17 protein-coding genes are annotated in these 18,616 nt (G+C 71.7%); 13 read left to right on the top strand and 4 right to left on the bottom strand.

What is annotated here, in order from left to right; translation table 11 throughout:
• The first annotated feature begins 161 nt into the window (after positions 1-161).
• The 7 genes from ABD343_RS16225 to ABD343_RS16195 all read left to right on the top strand — a co-directional run bounded on the left by ABD343_RS16225 (position 162) and on the right by ABD343_RS16195 (position 6,382).
• A complete protein-coding gene (locus tag ABD343_RS16225; RefSeq protein WP_344528492.1) occupies positions 162-1,367 on the top strand; it encodes an MFS transporter in 1,206 nt (401 codons plus the stop codon).
• Positions 1,336-2,517, top strand: coding sequence for an acetoin utilization protein AcuC (locus ABD343_RS16220; protein WP_344528490.1), 1,182 nt, complete (start codon positions 1,336-1,338; stop codon positions 2,515-2,517). Before ABD343_RS16225 ends, ABD343_RS16220 begins: the two co-directional genes overlap by 32 nt.
• A 148-nt stretch (positions 2,518-2,665) precedes the next feature.
• A complete protein-coding gene (locus ABD343_RS16215) occupies positions 2,666-3,478 on the top strand; it encodes a phosphatase (RefSeq protein ID WP_344528635.1) in 813 nt (270 codons plus the stop codon).
• A 128-nt stretch (positions 3,479-3,606) separates the two neighbouring features.
• Positions 3,607-3,816, top strand: a complete 210-nt coding sequence (locus tag ABD343_RS16210) for a helix-turn-helix domain-containing protein (RefSeq protein ID WP_344528488.1) — start codon at positions 3,607-3,609, stop codon at positions 3,814-3,816.
• A gap of 186 nt (positions 3,817-4,002) precedes the next feature.
• A complete protein-coding gene (locus ABD343_RS16205) occupies positions 4,003-4,101 on the top strand; it encodes a 30S ribosomal protein bS22 (protein ID WP_003948845.1) in 99 nt (32 codons plus the stop codon).
• A gap of 153 nt (positions 4,102-4,254) precedes the next feature.
• The gene (locus tag ABD343_RS16200; RefSeq protein ID WP_344528486.1) at positions 4,255-5,310 is read left to right on the top strand and encodes an NAD-dependent epimerase/dehydratase family protein; all 1,056 of its coding nucleotides are present in this window, start codon (positions 4,255-4,257) and stop codon (positions 5,308-5,310) included.
• Positions 5,303-6,382 carry a 1-acyl-sn-glycerol-3-phosphate acyltransferase gene (locus ABD343_RS16195; protein WP_344528484.1) on the top strand — a complete coding sequence of 360 codons (1,080 nt, stop codon included), beginning with the start codon at positions 5,303-5,305 and terminating at the stop codon, positions 6,380-6,382. Before ABD343_RS16200 ends, ABD343_RS16195 begins: the two co-directional genes overlap by 8 nt.
• A 43-nt stretch (positions 6,383-6,425) precedes the next feature.
• Here the strand turns inward: ABD343_RS16195 and ABD343_RS16190 are convergent, their stop codons facing one another.
• The 3 genes from ABD343_RS16190 to ABD343_RS16180 form a co-directional block, all read right to left on the bottom strand.
• A complete protein-coding gene (locus ABD343_RS16190) occupies positions 6,426-7,688 on the bottom strand; it encodes a DUF5667 domain-containing protein (RefSeq protein WP_344528483.1) in 1,263 nt (420 codons plus the stop codon).
• 294 nt (positions 7,689-7,982) lie between these two features.
• Positions 7,983-8,825 (bottom strand): ECF subfamily RNA polymerase sigma factor, BldN family, encoded by an 843-nt coding sequence (locus ABD343_RS16185; protein WP_344528481.1) that lies wholly within the window; start codon positions 8,823-8,825, stop codon positions 7,983-7,985.
• 369 nt (positions 8,826-9,194) lie between these two features.
• A complete protein-coding gene (locus tag ABD343_RS16180) occupies positions 9,195-10,169 on the bottom strand; it encodes an HAD family hydrolase (RefSeq protein ID WP_344528479.1) in 975 nt (324 codons plus the stop codon).
• Positions 10,170-10,294: 125 nt separating this feature from the next.
• Here ABD343_RS16180 and ABD343_RS16175 point away from each other — a divergent pair, with 125 nt between their 5' ends.
• The 6 genes from ABD343_RS16175 (at position 10,295) to hemB (ending at position 16,744) form a co-directional block, all read left to right on the top strand.
• Positions 10,295-10,531 carry a glutaredoxin family protein gene (locus tag ABD343_RS16175; protein WP_344528477.1) on the top strand — a complete coding sequence of 79 codons (237 nt, stop codon included), beginning with the start codon at positions 10,295-10,297 and terminating at the stop codon, positions 10,529-10,531.
• A 295-nt stretch (positions 10,532-10,826) separates the two neighbouring features.
• Positions 10,827-11,621: a redox-sensing transcriptional repressor Rex gene (locus ABD343_RS16170; RefSeq protein WP_344528475.1), complete on the top strand. Its 795-nt coding sequence runs from the start codon at positions 10,827-10,829 to the stop codon at positions 11,619-11,621.
• Entirely contained in the window at positions 11,618-12,997 is a 1,380-nt protein-coding gene (locus tag ABD343_RS16165) for a glutamyl-tRNA reductase (protein ID WP_344528471.1), read from the top strand. Before ABD343_RS16170 ends, ABD343_RS16165 begins: the two co-directional genes overlap by 4 nt.
• The gene (gene hemC / locus ABD343_RS16160; protein WP_344528469.1) at positions 12,994-14,016 is read left to right on the top strand and encodes a hydroxymethylbilane synthase; all 1,023 of its coding nucleotides are present in this window, start codon (positions 12,994-12,996) and stop codon (positions 14,014-14,016) included. Before ABD343_RS16165 ends, hemC begins: the two co-directional genes overlap by 4 nt.
• An 83-nt stretch (positions 14,017-14,099) precedes the next feature.
• The gene (locus ABD343_RS16155; RefSeq protein ID WP_344528633.1) at positions 14,100-15,722 is read left to right on the top strand and encodes a bifunctional uroporphyrinogen-III C-methyltransferase/uroporphyrinogen-III synthase; all 1,623 of its coding nucleotides are present in this window, start codon (positions 14,100-14,102) and stop codon (positions 15,720-15,722) included.
• The gene (gene hemB / locus ABD343_RS16150) at positions 15,719-16,744 is read left to right on the top strand and encodes a porphobilinogen synthase (protein ID WP_344528467.1); all 1,026 of its coding nucleotides are present in this window, start codon (positions 15,719-15,721) and stop codon (positions 16,742-16,744) included. The genes ABD343_RS16155 and hemB overlap by 4 nt, the downstream gene beginning before the upstream one ends.
• Before the next feature lie 91 nt (positions 16,745-16,835).
• Here the strand turns inward: hemB and argS are convergent, their stop codons facing one another.
• Positions 16,836-18,605: an arginine--tRNA ligase gene (argS, locus tag ABD343_RS16145; protein WP_344528631.1), complete on the bottom strand. Its 1,770-nt coding sequence runs from the start codon at positions 18,603-18,605 to the stop codon at positions 16,836-16,838.
• Positions 18,606-18,616 lie beyond the last annotated feature (11 nt).

The following is an 18,616-nucleotide window of genomic DNA, read 5'->3' as shown; positions in this document are numbered from 1 at the left end:
TTCAGCGCCGATGGTACTGCATGCGGGAGCGTGTGGGAGAGTAGGACACCGCCGAACTAAACCTAGAAGAAGCCCCGTTGACACGGTCAGTGTCAACGGGGATTTTTTCTTTTCGTCCTGCACCTACCCATGCGTAGCAACGAGTTCTACGCTGAGCGCCCATGACACAAGGGCACCTGTCGCGGGGCCGCCTCTCCCTGGCCGTGAGCTTTTTCGTCCAGGGGGCCGTCTTCGCTCTGCTCGTGACGCGGATCCCGGCGATCCAGGACCGGTACGGCGTCTCCGACGCGCTGCTGCCGGTCTTCCTCGCCGCCGTGCCCGTGCTGGCGGGGCTCGGGAGCGTCGGCACCGAGCACATGGTGAAGCGGGTGCGGCCGAGCGTGGTGCTGCGCTGGGCCCAGCCCGTCGTCTGTCTGTCCCTGCTCGCCGCGGGTGGTGTGCACGGGCTCGCCCAACTCGCCCTCGCGCTGGCCGCGTTCGGCCTCGCGGTGGGCGCGCTCGACGCGTCCATGAACATGCTGGGCGTCAGCCTTCAGCGCGCGTACGGGCGGAGCATCATGCTCAGCTTTCACGCCGCGTACAGCCTCGGCGGCATCGTCGGTGCCTCGCTCGCGTGGGCCGGCGCGCACTGGGACCTGGCGCTCGTCACGCTGTACGGGCCCGTGGTGGCCGTGCTGCTGCCGCTCGCCCTCGTCGCCAGCCGCTGGTACGTCGACGCGTCGCCGACGGGAACAGGGGAGGGCGAGCGGGGCGAGGCGTCCGGAGATCCCGTCTCCATGAAGCTGCTGCTGCCGCTCTGCCTCGTGATGGCCTTCGCGTACATCGGGGACTCGACGGTCTCCAACTGGAGTGCGAAGTATCTCCAGGACGTGCTCGGCAGCTCCGAGCAGCTCGCGACCGTGCCGTACAACGTGTACATGGTCACGACCCTGCTCGGGCGGTCCGTCGGGGACCTGGGCGTGCGCCGGTTCGGGGCCGTGGCGGTCGTACGGGCGGGGACCGTGGCGGCCGCGGCCGGGTTCGTGGTGGTCGCCGTGGCGCCGGGGGCGTGGAGCGGGATCGCCGGGTTCACGCTGCTGGGACTGGGGTTGTGTGTGCTGGTGCCGCAGACGTTCGCCGCGGCGGGAAGGCGCTTCCCGCAGGCTTCGGACACGGCCATCGCGCGACTGAACATCTTCAACTATGTGGGCTTTCTGATCGGCTCCCCGCTCGTCGGCGCCCTGGGGGACGCGTGGAGCTACCGGGGCGCGATGATCGTCCCGATGCTGCTGGTGCTGGTGACGCTCGTGTACGCGCGCTCGTTCGCGGCCGGGGACGACCGATACGGTGGCGGGCATGAGCGGTCGCGCGCGGTTGATGTGGGATGAGGGCGTCACGGGTTACGACTTCGGGGCCGGCCACCCGATGGACCCGGTGCGGCTCGCGCTGACCATGCGGCTGGTCGAGGCCCTGGGCGTCGACCGTACGCCGGAACTGACCGTCGCCGCGGCGAAGGCGGCGGGGGACTCGACGCTGCGGCTCGTGCACCGGCAGGACTACGTCGACGCGGTGCGGCGGGCCTCGCTCGACCCGGCCGCCGCCGAACAGCACTACGGGCTGGGGACGATGGACGACCCGGCGTTCGCCGGGATGCACGAGGCCTCGTCGCTGATCGCCGGGCAGTCGGTCGGCGCGGCCGAGGCGGTGTGGGGCGGCCAGGCGTTGCACGCGGTGAACTTCGCGGGCGGGCTGCACCACGCGATGCCGGGCTCGGCCTCCGGCTTCTGCGTGTACAACGACGCGGCTCTCGCCATCGCGCGCCTGCTCGAACTGGGAGCCGAGCGCGTCGCGTACGTCGACATGGACGTGCACCACGGCGACGGCGTCCAGGCCGTGTTCTGGGACGATCCGCGCGTGCTGACGATCTCGCTGCACGAGCACCCGCGCACGCTCTTCCCCGGCACCGGCTGGCCCGAGGAGCGCGGCGGGGACGAGGCGGAGGGCTCCGCGGCGAACGTGGCGCTGCCGCCGGGCACGGGCGACGCGGGCTGGCTGCGGGCACTGCACGCGGTGGTGCCCGAGCTGCTGGGCGCGTTCGCACCGGACGTCCTGGTGACGCAGCACGGCGCCGACACGCACTTCGAAGACCCGCTCGCGCACCTGACGTTGAGCGTCGACGCGCAGCGCGCGGCCGCCGTCGCGGCCCACGACTGGGCGCACGAGCACGCGCGGGGACGCTGGGTGGCGCTGGGCGGCGGGGGATACGCGGTGGTCGACGTCGTGCCGCGCACCTGGACGCATCTGACGGCCGTCGCCGCGGGCGCGCCCGTCGAGCCGACGGCCGAGGTGCCGGAGGAGTGGCGGCGCGAGGTGTACGCGCGTACGGGCGAGGCCGGGGGCCCGCTGCGGATGACGGACGGCCGCGAACCCGCGTGGCGGGGCTGGGCGGAGGCCGGTTACGACCCGGCGGACGCGCTCGACCAGGCGGTGCTGGCGACGCGGCGCTCGGTCTTCCCGGCGCACGGCCTGCTGCCGTAGCCCAAGGCCCCGTAGTCCGTAGCCCGTAGTCGCCGGTGGACCGGGGCCGGCAACGAGCGGGAACCGTACGCCGGTTCGGGGGGTGGCGGTGCCGCGTCGAGGGCGCGGCCGGGTGGCCGTACGCCGCAGCATGGGACGCGTGGCCAGCATGAGCACGGACGCGCTGCGCGCGCATCTGCTCGCGACCGGGCTCGCCGGGACGGTCGCGACGCCGAGGGAGAAGAGTCTCGCCCGGTACCGGCTCTTCTCGGCACGCGATCCTCGCGTATTGATCGGCCTGGAGCCGGAAGGTGAGTGGCAAGTTCCGGAACTGATCGGATTGATGGCCGCGTCGTGCGGGGTATCGGCAGATCCGGGGAAGGTTTCGGGACCGGACACGATTGATCCAGAACGGACCATCGCCGCACTCGATGCCTTCGCCGACTGCCTGCGACGAGCCGCGGAGCGACGGGCTCCGATTCTCCTCGGGACTGGCCACCCGGACCGACTCCTGGACTTCTACGTCACATTGGCCTCATCCCTCTCGGCGGCGGGGTGTGAGGTACTAGCACCGGCGCAGGGGAGACGTGTCGACATAGCGACCCGATTCGGGGTACGTCAGTGCAACCTCTCCTACGTACGGGGAGTCGCTCTGGTCCACGCGACCGGCGCCCGGCCGGGCCGGTGCGCGCCCCGCGTACACACGCACTCCCCGTTGCCACTTAGGGCCGCGCTCGCCGCCGCGGCCACCGAGGGGCGGCCCCTGCCCGAACTGGTCATCGGCGACCACGGCTGGGTCTGCGCGGCTGGTCAGCTCGGTATCGAGGCGATCGGCCCCGCGGACGCGGATGATCCGGCGCTCTTCGTGGGGCAGGCGGAGGGGCGGGTCGCCGTCGCAGTTCCGCTTGATGACGCTGCGCGGTCCGATTACTACCGCCCGCTTACTCGCTATGTACTCAATCGAGCGTGTCTGTCACAGTAGGCGGCCGATCGCTACTCCTCTTCCCCACTTGCATCACCCGCCCCTAATCTGGGGAGGAGCGCACATGCGAGCAGGAGTCACCGGAGGGGAAGCCGGTGCCCGACATGTGCGGAAGGTTCAGGTGTGACATGGCTGCTGGCGAGAGGCCTCTGAACGAGGTCGTGTTCCTGACCGTGGCGGAAGTCGCCGCCGTGATGCGAGTCTCCAAGATGACCGTGTACCGCCTGGTGCACAGCGGTCATCTGCCGGCGATCCGGGTGGGCAGGTCCTTCCGGGTCCCGGAGAAGGCTGTCCATGAGTATCTCCAAGAGTCCTATGTGGGGGTGGAGAGCGCTTGAGCCGGCATCGGGTGTGACCGGCTCGGACTGATCCGGAGTCCCACGGCGACCCTCGGATTACGACCTTTACTCGGTGCCCGGTAGGCTGACCCCATGTAGGTCGTGTGGGCTCGGACGCCCCGCACCGAGTGAATCGAAATGAGTTCTCCCCGCATTCGTGGGGATGATCCGTGAGCGAGGGTAGTCGTGGGCTCTGTCATCAAGAAGCGGCGTAAGCGGATGGCTAAGAAGAAGCACCGCAAGCTGCTGAAGCGCACACGTGTGCAGCGTCGCAACAAGAAGTGAGCGAGCGCACCGCACGTAGCTGACCGCCGTCTTTCCCTCTCCGCCACCGCGTGGGGAGGGGAAGGCGGCGGTTTCGTTTTCGGGGCCGCAACACGCACCGGATACGGTGAGGCGGAACCGTGCCTTCGGCGTCGGGGCACCAGGGAGGGGATCTTGGGCAAGGTCGTGCTCGTCACCGGCGTGGCCCGGCGGCTCGGCGGGCGCTTCGCGCGCCGCGTCCAGCGCGAGCCGGACGTCGACAGGGTCATCGGCGTGGACGCGGTCCCGCCCGAGCACCATCTGGGCGGCGCCGAATTCGTACGGGCCGACATCCGGCAGCCCGCCATCGCCGCCGTCCTCGCCGAGCACGGCGTCGACACGGTCGTCCACATGGATGTGAACGGCACGCCGCTGGGGCCGCGCGGCGGCGGCCGGACCTCGGTCAAGGAGACCAACGTCATCGGCGCCATGCAGCTCCTCGGCGCCTGCCAGAAGTCGCCGACCGTCAGCCGCCTGGTGATCAAGTCGACCACGAGCGTGTACGGTTCGGCGCCCCGCGACCCCGCCGTCTTCGACGAGAACACCCCGCCCAAGGCCCTCCCCAGCGGCGGCTTCGCGAAGGACGCCGTGGAGGTCGAGGGATACGTGCGCGGCTTCGCGCGCCGCCGCCCCGACGTCGCCGTGACAGTGCTGCGCTTCGCGCACGTCCTCGGCCCCTCCGCCGACTCGCCTCTCGCCGCGTACTTCTCGCTGCCCGTGCTGCCCACCGTGCTCGGCTACGACCCGCGCCTCCAGTTCGTCCACGAGGACGACGCGGTCGAGGCCCTGCGGCTGGCCGCCGGGGAGCCCCGCAAGGGCACGCTCAACGCGGGGACGTTCAACGTCGCGGGCGACGGCGTCCTGCTGCTCTCCCAGTGCGCGCGCAGGCTCGGGCGGCCCACGGTGCCCATGCTGCTGCCCGCGATCCGCTGGGGCAGGAGCGCGCTGCGCTCGGTGGGCGCCACGGACTTCTCGCCCGAGCAGATACGGTTGCTCACCCACGGCCGGGTCGTGCGGACCACCCACACCCGTGAGGTCTTCGGCTTCACGCCGCGCTGGACGACGCAGGAGACTCTCGCGGCCTTCGCGCACTCCCGGGGCGAGGGGCTGCTGCCGCCGCACCGCCTGGCCCGTACGGTCGACAGGGTGGCGGCGCTGCTGCGGGCTGAGGAGGTGCGCCAGGATGGCTGACGCGAAGGTCATACCCTTCGACGACGGGCGCAGGAGAGGCGAGAAGGGCGCGCGCGCCGCGCGCACGCCTCCGCTGACGTCCCTGCCGGACCAGAACGGCTCCGGGCCCGGCTCCGGACCCGAGCGGCCGGAAGGGCCGGAGGGGCAGGAAGGGCCGGAGGAGCAGGGCGGGACCGCGGCTGAGTCCGCCGCGGAGACCGGGAGCGGCGGCCTGCTCGACAAGGTGCTCGGCGCGGACTGGGAGGGCCGGGCCTCGCGCGGCCTGGACTTCCTGCGCCGCCGGATCACCGGCGAGTACGAGGTCGACGACTTCGGCTACGACCAGGAGCTGACCGAGCAGGTCCTGCTCACGGCGCTGCGCCCGCTCTACGAGAAGTACTTCCGGGTCGAGGTGAAGGGCCTGGAGAACGTTCCCGACGAGGGCGCGGCCCTGATCGTCGCCAACCACTCGGGCACCCTCCCGCTGGACGGCCTGATGCTCCAGGTCGCCGTCCACGACCACCACCCCGCCGACCGCCATCTGCGGCTGCTGGGGGCCGACCTCGTGTTCATGCTGCCGCTCGTGAACGAGCTGGCGCGCAAGGCCGGGCACACCCTCGCCTGCACCGAGGACGCCCAGGCGCTGCTGGAGCGGGGCGAGCTGGTCGGGGTGATGCCCGAGGGCTTCAAGGGGCTCGGCAAGCCGTTCGCCGACCGCTACAAGCTCCAGCGGTTCGGCCGCGGCGGCTTCGTCTCCACGGCGCTGCGCGCCGGGGCGCCCATCGTGCCGTGCTCGATCGTCGGGGCCGAGGAGATCTACCCGATGATCGGCAACTCGCGGACGCTGGCGCGGCTCTTCGGCTTCCCGTACTTCCCGATCACGCCGACTTTCCCCTGGCTGGGGGCGCTGGGCGCGGTGCCGCTGCCGACGAAATGGACGATCCAGTTCGGCGAGCCGATCCCGACCGACGGCTATCCGCCGGAGGCGGCCGAGGACCCGATGCTGATGTTCAACCTGACGGACCAGGTGCGCGAGACGATCCAGCACACCCTCTACAAACTGCTGGTGCGGCGGCGGTCCGTGTTCTTCTGACCTCCGCCGCACCACACGGGCGCCCTGCTACGGGCCCCTGGCGCTACTTGTCTCCCTCGTCGAGCCCGAGCCCCGGCAGCACGTCCGGGACGACGGGCGGCAGGGTGACGTCCGGCTTGCCGCCGTCCGAGGGCGAGGAGTCCCCGGAACCGGACTCGGAGGGCTGCCGCTCCTTCTCCGGCTTCTCCTCGGCCGGGTCGAGCAGCTCGCCGCCGCCGATCAGGCCCTCGCGCTCGGTCCGGGAGTCGGACGGCGAGGGCGAGCCGCTCTCGTCGGCCGAGCCGCTCCTCCCCGCGGAGGGCGACGAGGGGCTCGACTCGGTGGGAGAGGGCGCCTCCTCGCTCGTACGCTCGCGCGTGTCCCGGCGCTCGTGCTCCGGGGGCTGCTCCTCGTCGGGGGAGCTGGGGAAGAGCGCTTCGAGCGGGGTGACCTCGCTGTCTATGGCGTCGAAGACCGAGCTGACCTCGTTGCCCACGTCGGTCAGTTGGACCGGGAGGCGGTCACGGAGCTGCTTCCACGTCGCCCGGTGGTTCTTGGAGAAGGAGGACAGCGACTGCATACGGCCGATGTCCCCGTCCTTCTCGTAGGCGGAGCGGAGCAGCCGGTGGCCCTCGGAGGCGTCGTGCCGCATTCCGCCGAGCGTCCTGCGGACCTCGCCCAGCACCTCGTGGTCCAGCTCGCCGGCCCGGTCGCGCTCCATGAGGCGCCGGGCCTCCTGGAGCCGGGTCGAGGCGTGGTCCAGGAAGACGGAGCCCTTGTCGGCGTCGTCGCCCGCCAGGTCGAGCTGGAGGTCCTCCATACCGCGCTTCAGCCCGTAGAGGGTGTCGCCGGGGAGGGCGTCGGTGCTCGCGGCGGCCATGCCGCCGAAGGCGCTCGCGGCGACTCCCACACCCAGGCCGCCCGCGGCGAGCCCCTTGGTGAGCCGCGATTTGGGGCGCAGCTTGCTCAGCGGGCCCAGGCCGGGTGCGCGGTGCGCGCCGCCACGTGACGGCGCCCGCGCCCCCGCGCGGGCGCCGCGCTGCCCGGGGAACTGTGCGCCGTCGGCTCCGGCCGAGCCCGTCTCGCCCTCCGCGAAAGCGGCCTCCATGGCCGCGATCAACTGGGCACGCTGGACGGTCTTGACCTCCGGATCCAACTCCGGCTTCGGCAGGGCCTCGAGCCCGTCGGCCAGGGTCAGCAGCGCCGACTGCTCGCCGGAGCCCGCCGCCGCCTCGTCCTCGGCCGCCGCACCCTCGTCGAGCTCCTGCTCATCCAGGGCCTGGGCGAAGGCGATTGCCCGTCGGCTCGTAGACACGGATCCGATCACCGGCGGCACCTCCTCTCGTCAGCACGGTCGACTCCCCACCACATATGGAAGGTTGCGTGGTCGCTCGTGTCCACTCAGAAAAGTGAGTGAGCCCGGGCATGCCACGGCTCCGGGGAGTCTGCAACCCCCTCAACGAGCGGCAAGCCAGTCGGGTTACGGAGTCACGATGATGTGACCGGAGGGCCGGAAACGCCCCGGGGGACGGGCCCTGGGGCGGTGCTGGGACGGGAGGACGGGGACGGGGGGACGGGCCTGGTCGGGGCCGGAGGTCGGGGCCGACGCCGCGGGGGCGGCTCAGCGGGCGTCGTCGGGGAGCAGCCGGGCGAGGGTGCGGACGGCGCGGTACTGCAGGGTCTTGATCGCGCCTTCGTTCTTGCCCATGATGCGGGCCGTTTCGGCGACGGAGAGTCCCTGGAGAAATCGGAGCGTGACGCACTCCTGCTGTTGGGGGTTGAGTTTACGGACGGCTTCCAGCAGAGCGGCGTTGGATAGGGATTCGAGGACCGATTCCTCCGGGCTGCGCTCGACCTCGTTCGCGTCGAGCATCTCGCCGGTGGTCACTTCGAGGCGGAAGCGGCTCGACTTGAAGTGGTCGGCGACGAGATTGCGCGCGATCGTGACGAGCCAGGCCCCGAAGTCTCGGCCCTGCCAGGTGAAGGTGCCGATGCGGCGGAGGGCGCGGAGGAAGGTCTCGCTGGTGAGGTCCTCGGCGGTGGCCCGGCCGCCGACGCGGTAGTAGATATAGCGGTAGACCGTGTCGCTGTACTGGTCGTACAGGCGGCCGAAGGCCTCGGCCTCGCCGCCCTGCGCCCGTTCGACGAGGTCCATCATCCGGCGGCTGTCGGTGTCGGAGGCCGCGGGGCGGCGCTCCGTCCTGCGGGAGGCGGTGCCGGAGGCCGTACGGGAGCGTCTGCCGACGGGTGCGGGACTCTTGGCGGCAGAGGTCGTGGAGGCGGCGGTCGTGGCGCCCGCGGCGCCGTCGGCGAAGGCGTAGCAGGGGCCTGCGGGGACAGGTGCGGCTGTGGCGGCGAGGGCAGGGACGGCGTACGCGGTGGGGACGAATGCACGCAGTTGGTCGATGACTGTCGTGCGCAGCGTAGCCAGGCCCGAGGCGTCAACCCCGACGTGTGGGTACACGGGACTCCCAGAGGCAGAGCTTCCATCACGTGCAGTGCGGGACCGTTCGCCCGGCGTAGGGACGGATGGGTACCGAATTGCGTCTGAGGAGAATAACGCTTCGTACAGGCAGCGCTACACCTAGTTGCTGAAATCGTCGATTCGGTTTGGTCTGTTACGGATTGGCGTCGCAGTCGGTCGAGGGTCTGCGCGGCGTATTGACCGGTTGGGCGACCTAAATTGTCAGATGAGCGACGTGTTGTGGCCGAGCGTGGTGGCGGGGACTGGCGGCGCACAGGCGCGGGTAAGAGCACTGGATTGCCCCGGCGCGCGGGCGCGTGCCCGGCCCCCGGGAGCCGGGGCCAGGTGGGGGAATCCCTTGTGGGGCCGCTAGCGGCGGCGGCGCTGGAGGGCCGCGGCGGCGGCCGCGCCGCCCGCGAGCGCGCCGACCCCGGCGGCGGCCGGAATGCCGACCTTGGCGGCCTTGCGGCCGGTGCGGTAATCGCGCAGACGCCAGCCCATTTCGCGAGCGTGTGCGCGAAGCCTGCTGTCAGGATTGATCGCATACGGATAACCGACGAGCGACAGCATCGGGATGTCGTTCGCCGAATCGCTGTACGCCGCGCACCGGTCCAGTTCCAGGCCCTCGGCCGCGGCGAGGGCGCGGACGGCCTCGGCCTTGGCCGGGCCGTGCAGGGGCTCGCCGACGAGCCTGCCCGTGTAGACGCCGCCGACGGACTCGGCGACCGTGCCGAGCGCGCCGGTCAGGCCGAGGCGGCGGGCGATGATCGTCGCGGTCTCGACGGGCGCGGCCGTGACGAGCCACACCTTCTGGCCGGCGTCGAGGTGCGCCTGGGCGAGGGCGCGGGTGCCGGGCCAGATGCGGCCCGCCATGTACTCGTCGTAGACCTCCTCGCCGATGGCCATCAGCTCCGAGACCCGGTGGCCCTTGACGATCGAGAGGGCGCTGTCGCGGGCGTCCTGCATGTGCTCCGCGTTCTCCGAGCCCGCGAGCCGGAAGTACGCCTGCTGCCAGGCGAAGCGCGTCAGCTCGCGCTTGCGGAAGAACTTCCGCTTGTAGAGGCCCCGGCCGAAGTGGAAGAGGGCCGCGCCCTGCATCACCGTGTTGTCCAGGTCGAAGAAGGCGGCGGCGTGGACGTCGCCCGCGACGGGGAACTCCGGCTCCTCGGCCCCTCCGGCCTCCCCGGCTTCCGCTGTGCCCGCCGCCGCGGCCTCGGCCTCCGCCTGCGCCGCCTGGTCGGCCTGCTCCTGCTTGCGGGCCGCCTCGGCGGCGGCCTCGCCGGCCAGCACACTCCGCGCGGTGGCGGAGCGTTTGCGTGAGGTGAGCCATGCGGGAAGGGCCATACCGCGAGCATAGCCAGCCTGTTCGGCGAGCCCGTTACGGACGGGTGTCCGAGCGCGTGCACGGCGTGAACGCCCGGGACCGAGCGTGGTTCGGGAGGGCCCGCGAAGGGGCGCAGAATGGCCGTATGAAGACCGTGACGCTGATCGGGAAGCCGGGCTGCCATCTCTGTGACGTCGCGCGGGACGTGGTCGTCCGGGTGTGCGGCGAGACGGGCGCGCAGTGGGAGGAGAAGGACATCAACCAGGACCAGGAGCTCTACCGGAAGTACTGGGAGCAGATCCCGGTCGTGCTGGTGGACGGCGCTCAGCACGATTTCTGGCGGGTGGACCCGCAGCGGCTGCGTGCCGCGCTGGAGGCGTGAGGGCGGTCCTCCGGCCGTCTCTTCCGTGGTCGGAGTTCGGTCTGGTTTCGATTAAGATCGAGGGCGTTTTGCCGTTCTGAGGGGTATACGTGAGGAGTGTGGCCGGGTGTCCCCGTTGATACGTGTGGCGCCGGTCACGTTGGCCGGACAAAGCGGACACTATCTTTGTGCACGCGTTCACAAAGGCATAGCCTGGGCGCGACGGAGCGGTCCCGGAACTGCAGCCCATGTGCGGCTTCGCCGCAGGGGCCTCGCGTGTGACCGCTCACCGCTTCGCGCAAACGGCAGGAGCACCGTGGCAACTGGCCGAAATCATCGACCGGCGACGAGCCGCAGCCGAGGAATCCCCGAGGCCACCGTCGCCCGTCTTCCGCTGTATCTGCGGGCACTCACCGCGCTCTCCGAGCGCTCGGTGCCCACGGTCTCCTCGGAGGAACTGGCGGCTGCCGCCGGGGTCAACTCGGCCAAGCTGCGCAAGGACTTCTCGTATCTCGGCTCCTACGGCACGCGGGGCGTCGGCTACGACGTCGAGTATCTCGTCTACCAGATCTCCCGCGAGCTGGGGCTCACCCAGGACTGGCCCGTCGTCATCGTCGGTATCGGCAACCTGGGCGCCGCCCTCGCGAACTACGGCGGCTTCGCCTCCCGCGGCTTCCGCGTCGCCGCGCTGATCGACGCCGACCCCTCGCTCGCGGGCAAGCCCGTGGCCGGGATCGCGGTGCAGCACACCGACGAGCTGGAGACGATCATCTCCGAGAACGGTGTGTCCATCGGCGTGATCGCGACCCCCGCGGGCGCCGCGCAGCAGGTCTGCGACCGGCTCGTCGCCGCCGGGATCACCTCGATCCTCAACTTCGCGCCCACCGTGCTGTCCGTGCCCGAGGGCGTGGACGTGCGCAAGGTGGACCTCTCGATAGAGCTGCAGATCCTCGCCTTCCACGAGCAGCGGAAGGCCGGGGAGGAGCCGCACGGCGAGGACGAGGGCGCCGCGCACCCCGTCGCGCCGCCCGCCGCGACCGTCACCAAGCGGCCCGCCAAGCGCCCCGAGTCCGGACCTGACGGGGACGTTCCCGCCGTGATGCCGGCATGAGTCTTCTCGTTGTCGGACTGAGCCACCGCAGCGCTCCCGTGAGTGTGCTGGAGCGCGCCGCGCTGGAGCCGCAGGCGCGGGGCAAGCTGCTGCAGGACGCCGTGGGCGCGGAGCCCGCGGCCGAGGCCGCGGTGCTGTCCACCTGCAACCGGATCGAACTCTATGCCGACGTGGACAAGTTCCACGCCGGTGTCGCCGAACTGTCCACCCTGCTCGCGCAGCACAGCGGGGTGTGCCTGGAGGAGCTGACCCCGTACCTCTACGTGCACTACGAGGACCGGGCCGTCCACCATCTCTTCTCGGTGGCGTGCGGGCTCGACTCGATGGTGGTCGGCGAGGGGCAGATCCTCGGGCAGATCAAGGACGCGCTCGCGCTCGCGCAGGAGCAGCACACGGCCGGGCGGCTGCTGAACGATCTCTTCCAGCAGGCACTTCGCGTCGGCAAGCGCGCACACTCCGAGACGGGTATCGACAAGGCCGGTCAGTCGCTGGTCACCTTCGGTCTGGAGCAGTTGGCCGCGGGCGAGCCCGTCGGCGAGTGGGTGCGCGGGAAGCGCGCGCTGGTCATCGGCGCCGGTTCGATGTCGTCCCTCGCGGCGGCGACGCTCGCGCGCGCGGGCGTGGCCGAACTGGTGATCGCCAACAGGACCCTGGCCCGCGCCGAACGCCTCGCCACCGCGCTCGCCGAGGAGCGGGACGGCAGCGGCGACGGCCCCGGCGGTGACGGCGGCGACGCCTCCGGCGGTGACGGCTTCGCCGTACGCGCGCTGCCCATGGAGGCCGTGGCCGGCGAGCTGCCCCGCGCCGACATCGCCGTGTCCTGCACCGGCGCCACGGGCCTCGTGCTGAAGGCCGCGCAGGTCGAGAGCGCGATCGCGGGGAGCGCGACGCCGCTCGCCCTGCTCGACCTCGCCATGCCCCGCGACATCGACGCGGCCGTGCACCGGATCGAGGGCACGCGGCTCGTGGACATCGAGTCGCTCGCGGAGGCCGAGGCCGACGCGCCCATGGCCGCCGACGTGGACGCCGTACGCGGGATCGTGACGGAGGAGGTCGCCGCCTTCGGCGCCGCGCAGCGGGCCGCGACGATCACACCGACCGTCGTCGCGCTGCGCACCATGGCCGCCGACGTCGTCGCCGGCGAGATGGCGCGGCTCGACGGGCGGCTGCACGGAATGGACGACAAGCTGCGCGCGGAGGTCACGCAGACCGTGCGCCGGGTCGTCGACAAGCTGCTGCACGCGCCGACCGTGCGCGTGAAGCAGCTCGCGGGCGAGCCCGGCGGCGCCGGGTACGCGGACGCGCTGCGTGAACTCTTCGACCTCGACCCACAGGCGGTCGCCGCTGTGAGCAATCCCGAACAGGAGCGGCAATGAGCAAGGCCCCGGACCACGAGCAGGCGCCGGGCACGGCACCGGCACGGGCACTCCGGCTGGGCACCCGGCGCAGCACCCTCGCGATGGCCCAGTCCGGGCTGGTCGCCGACCAGGTGCGTCAGCTCACGGGCCGTCCCGTCGAGCTGGTCGAGATCACCACCTACGGCGACACCAGCCGCGAGCACCTCGCGCAGATCGGCGGCACCGGTGTGTTCGTCAACGCGCTGCGGGACGCGCTGCGCGACGGTGAAATCGATTTCGCGGTGCACTCCCTGAAGGACCTGCCGACCGCGCAGCCCGAGGAGTTCACGCTGGCCGCCGTGCCCGCGCGGGCCGACGCACGGGACGCGCTGGTCGCGCGCGACGGGCTCGGCTTCGAGGCGCTGATCCGCGACGCCGCTCCGCGCGTCGCCCGTATCGGCACCGGATCGCCGCGCCGCATGGCCCAGTTGCACGCGTGGGCACGGTCGTTCGGCGTCGAGATCGAGACCGTTCCGATCCGGGGGAATATCGACACGCGTATCGGGTACGTGCGCTCAGGCGAGCTCGACGCCGTCGTGCTCGCCGCCGCCGGACTCCAGCGCATCGGCCGTCTCGCCGAGGCCACCGAGCTGATCAGCCCGGACGCTGTCCTGCCCGCCCCCGGCCAGGGGGCACTGGCGGTCGAGTGCGCCGCGTCCAACGCGCACCTGGCCGCCCAGCTCGCCGAGCTCGACGACCCGCACACCCGGGCCGCCGTGACCGCCGAGCGAACCCTGCTCGCCGCCTTGGAGGCCGGTTGCAGCGCACCCGTGGGGGCGCTGGCCGACCTTCTTGCCGAGGAGCAGGTTGTCACCGAAATGCGCCTGCGCGGAGTTGTCGGCACCACCGACGGCGCCACGCTGGTGCAGTTGTCCACCACCGGTCCCGTACCGGCGTCCGACGGCGACGAGACGGCCCCGCAGCGCATGGGCCGTGAACTCGCCGACGAGATGCTCGCCAAGGGTGCGGCCGGTCTGATGGGGGAGCGAGCACTTTGAGCCCCACCGCCGCCGACAAGTCGAGCACCGCACGGGCCGCCCGACAGGCAGACCAGCAGGCAGCAGCCGCGCCACGACCGCACCTGCACGGTGCGCACGGACACGTCACCTTCCTCGGTGCCGGGCCCGGGGACCCGGGACTGCTCACCCTGCGCGCCGTGGAGGCGCTGTCGCAGGCCGATGTGCTCGTCGCCGATCCCCGCGTACGGGACGTCGTCCGCACACACACGCGGGCAGGGGTGGACACCCCGCTCCAGCCGGAAGCGCAGGAGGCATCAACTGCCCCTGACCCGGCGGGCGATGCAGCAGATCTTGCCATGGCCGCCGCGCGCTCCGGCAAGCGGGTCGTCCGTGCCGTCGCCGGGGACCCGGGCCTGGACTCGGACGCCGCGCGGGAGATGCTCGCGCTCGCGACCGCGGGCATCCCCTTCGAGGTGGTGCCCGGAGTCGCCGCCGCCGTCGGCGTGCCCGCGTACGCCGGGGTGCCGCTGCGGGACGCGCAGGGAACCGACGTGCGCTTCGTGGACGCCGCGACCGCCGACGACAGATGCTGGACCGAGGTGGGGGTGAGCGACGCGACCGTCGTCGTCTCCACCACCCTGGAGTCCGTCGCCGCCACGGCGGGCGAGCTGGTCGCCGCGGGCCGCAAGCCGGACACCCCGCTGACCGTCACCCTCGCCGGGACGACGACGCGGCAGCGCACGTTCACCGCGACGCTCGGCAGCATCCAGCAGACCCTGAAGCAGGCGAAGGTGCTGCCCTCGCCCGACGGCGGGCAGTCCGTCATAGCCGTAGTCGGCGAGCGCAGTGCCGCGGCCCAGCGCGATCAGCTCGCTTGGTTCGAGTCCAAGCCGCTGTTCGGCTGGCAGGTCCTGGTGCCGCGCACCAAGGAGCAGGCGGCCTCCCTCTCCGACCAGTTGCGTTCGTACGGCGCGGTCCCGTCCGAGGTGCCGACCATCGCCGTGGAGCCGCCGCGCACCCCGCAGCAGATGGAGCGCGCGGTCAAGGGCCTGGTGACGGGCCGCTACGAGTGGATCGCCTTCACCTCCGTCAACGCGGTCAAGGCCGTGCGCGAGAAGTTCGAGGAGTATGGGCTCGACGCGCGCGCCTTCGCCGGGATCAAGGTCGCCGCCGTCGGCGAGCAGACCGCCAAGGCGCTCATCGCGTTCGGCGTCAAGCCCGACCTGGTGCCGAGCGGCGAGCAGTCGGCCGCCGGGCTGCTGGAGGACTGGCCGCCGTACGACCCGGTGTTCGACCCGATCGACCGTGTCTTCCTGCCGCGCGCCGACATCGCGACCGAGACCCTCGTCGCCGGGCTCATCGAGCTGGGCTGGGAGGTCGACGACGTGACCGCGTACCGCACCGTGCGCGCCTCGCCGCCGCCGGCCGAGACCCGCGAGGCCATCAAGGGTGGCGGATTCGACGCCGTCCTGTTCACCTCGTCCTCTACGGTGCGGAACCTGGTCGGCATCGCGGGCAAGCCGCACAACGTGACGGTCATCGCCTGCATCGGCCCGGCCACCGCCAAGACCGCGGAGGAGCACGGCCTGCGGGTGGACGTCATGTCGCCCGAGCCGTCCGTGCACAAGCTGGCCGAGGCGCTGGCCGACTTCGGCGCCCAGCGGCGTGCGGACGCCGTCGAGGCGGGTGAGCAAGTGAAGCGGCCGAGCGAGAAGCGCCCGGCCAGGAGGAGGGCACGTTCGTGAACGCCAGCACAGAAGGGAGCCCGTACGGAGCGAATCCGTACGGCGCCTTCCCGGGCATCCGGCCGCGCAGGCTGCGCACCACGGCGGCGATGCGCCGCCTGGTCGCCGAGCACCGGGTGCACCCGTCCGACCTGATCCTTCCGGTCTTCGTCCGTGAGGGCGCGGCCGAGCCGGTGCCGATCTCCTCGATGCCCGGCGTCGTGCAGCACTCGCGCGACTCGCTGAAGAAGGCGGCGGCCGAGGCCGTGACCGCCGGGCTGGGCGGGATCATGGTCTTCGGCGTCCCGGAGGACGAGAAGAAGGACGCGGCGGGCACGGCGGGGACCGACCCGGACGGCATCCTCCAGGTCGCGCTGCGCGATGTGCGCGCCGAGGTCGGCGACGACATCGTGATCATGTCGGACCTGTGCCTCGACGAGTACACCGACCACGGCCACTGCGGCGTCCTCGACGCCGACGGCCGGGTCGACAACGACACCACGCTGGAGCGGTACGCCGACATGGCCCGCGTCCAGGCCGACGCGGGCGCCCATGTCGTCGGGCCCAGCGGGATGATGGACGGCCAGGTCGCGCACGTACGGCGGGCGCTGGACGGCGCGGGGCACCAGGACGTGGGGATCTTCGCCTACACCGCGAAGTACGCGTCCACGTTCTTCGGCCCGTTCCGCGAGGCCGTCGCCTCCTCGCTCCAGGGCGACCGCAAGACGTACCAGCAGGACTACGCGAACGGGGGCGAGGCGCTGCGCGAGCTGGCGCTCGATCTCGCCGAGGGCGCGGACATGGTCATGGTCAAGCCGGGCATGCCGTACCTGGACGTGCTCAAGGACGTCGCGGACGCGACGGACGTGCCGGTGGGCGCTTACCAGATCTCCGGCGAGTACGCGATGGTCGAACTCGCCGCCGAGAAGGGGCTCGTGGACCGCGAGGCCGCGATCCTGGAGACGCTGACCGGCTTCAAGCGGGCCGGGGCTCGGATGATCCTCACCTACTGGGCGACGGAGGCCGCGGGCCTGGTGCGCTGAGCGTGCCCTGAGCTTGCGCTGATTTCCGGCCACATACATACGGAAAGGCCGGGCGGACCCTCACGGGCCCGCCCGGCCTTTCCGCTGTGTCCTACAGCCGCTCCGGCGTCCTGATGCCGAGCAGGTCCATGCCCTGGTGGAGGGTGCGGGCTGTCAGGTCGCAGAGGAAGAGGCGGTTCTCCTTCTGCTCCTCGGTGTCGGCCTTGAGGACGGGGCAGTTCTCGAAGAACCGGCTGTAGAGCGACGCCAGCTCGTAGAGATACGCGGTGAGCTTGTGCGGCGCGTACTCCTCGGCCACGGTCGCCAGTGTGTCGCCGAACTCGTCGAGCTGGAGCGCGAGCGCCCGCTCGGCCGGGGCCAGCTCCAGCTCCGGGTGCGGCACGGGCTTCGCGGCCTCGCCGCCCCTGCGGAAGATGGAGCGGATCCGGGCGTACGCGTACTGGAGATAGACGCTGGTGTCGCCCTGGAGGGAGACCATCCGGTCCAGGTCGAAGACATAGTCGCGCGTCATCGAGTTGGACAGGTCCGCGTACTTCACCGCGCCGATGCCGACCTGGGCCGCGCGGTCCTGGATCTCTTCCTCCGTCAGGTCCTGGGCCTTCTCGCGGACGACCCCGGCGGCGTGCTCGATCGCCTCGTCGAGCAGGTCGACCAGCCGGACCGTCTCGCCCGCGCGGGTCTTGAACGGCTTGCCGTCCTTGCCCAGCACGGTGCCGAACGCGAGCTGCTTCGCGGCGCCCTCGGGCAGCCAGCCGGCCCGCTGGGCCGTCTCGAAGACCATCCGGAAGTGCAGGGCCTGCCGGGCGTCGACCACGTACAGCAGGGTGTCGGCCTTCAGCTCGCCGATCCGGTTGCGGATCGCGGCCAGGTCGGTGGCCGCGTACCCGAAGCCGCCGTTGGACTTCTGGACGATCAGCGGCGTCGGGGTGCCGTCGGGGCCCTTCACGTCCTCGAAGAAGACGCACAGCGCGCCCTCGGAGCGCACGGCGACGCCGGACTCCTCCAGGTCCTTCACGACCTGGTGCAGGTCGTCGTTGTAGGCGCTCTCGCCGACGACGTCCTCGTCGCGGACCTCGACGTCCAGCTCGGCGTAGACGCCCTGGAAGTACGTCTTGGACTCGTCGACGATCTTGTGCCAGAGGGCGAGCGTCTCCGGGTCGCCGCTCTGGAGGGCCGGGACCCGGTCGCGGGCGCGGGCCTTGAACGCCTCGTCGGAGTCGAAGACCGCGCGCGAGGACTTGTAGAGCCTGTTGAGCCGGGCCATCGCGGCCTCGCCCGCGTCCTTGGCGCCCTGCGCGTCCGTCTCGTGGTCCAGCTCGTGCGGATGCTCGATCAGGTACTGGATGAGCATGCCGAAGTTGGTGCCCCAGTCGCCGATGTGGTGGCGCCGGATCACCTTCTCGCCCCGGTGCTCCAGGATGTGCACGACGGCGTCGCCGATCACCGTGGACCGCAGGTGGCCGACGTGCATCTCCTTGGCGACGTTCGGCTGCGAGTAGTCGATGACGGTGGTGCCGGGGTGCTCCGCGTAGGGCACGCCGAGGCGGTCGTCGGCAGCCCGCGCCGCGAGCGTACGCACGATCGCCGCGTCGCTGACCGTGATGTTCAGGAAGCCGGGGCCGGAGACCTCGACGTCCTTGATCTCGTCGTTCTCCGGGAGGGCCCCGACGACCTTGGTCGCCAGCTCGCGCGGGTTGCCCTTGAGCTGCTTGGCGAGCGCGAGCATCCCGTTGGCCTGGAAGTCCGCCCTGTCGCTACGTCGCAGCAGGGGGTCGGCGGAGGCGGCCTCCGGCAGGGCAGCCGAGAGGGCGTCCGAGACACGCTGGCGGACCGAAGCGGCGAGTGAGGGGACCGAGGCCATGGAGAGCGAAC

This window comes from Streptomyces albiaxialis (assembly GCF_039530985.1).
GTDB classification, from domain to species: domain Bacteria; phylum Actinomycetota; class Actinomycetes; order Streptomycetales; family Streptomycetaceae; genus Streptomyces; species Streptomyces albiaxialis.
This window is presented reverse-complemented; position numbering and strand designations above follow the sequence as displayed.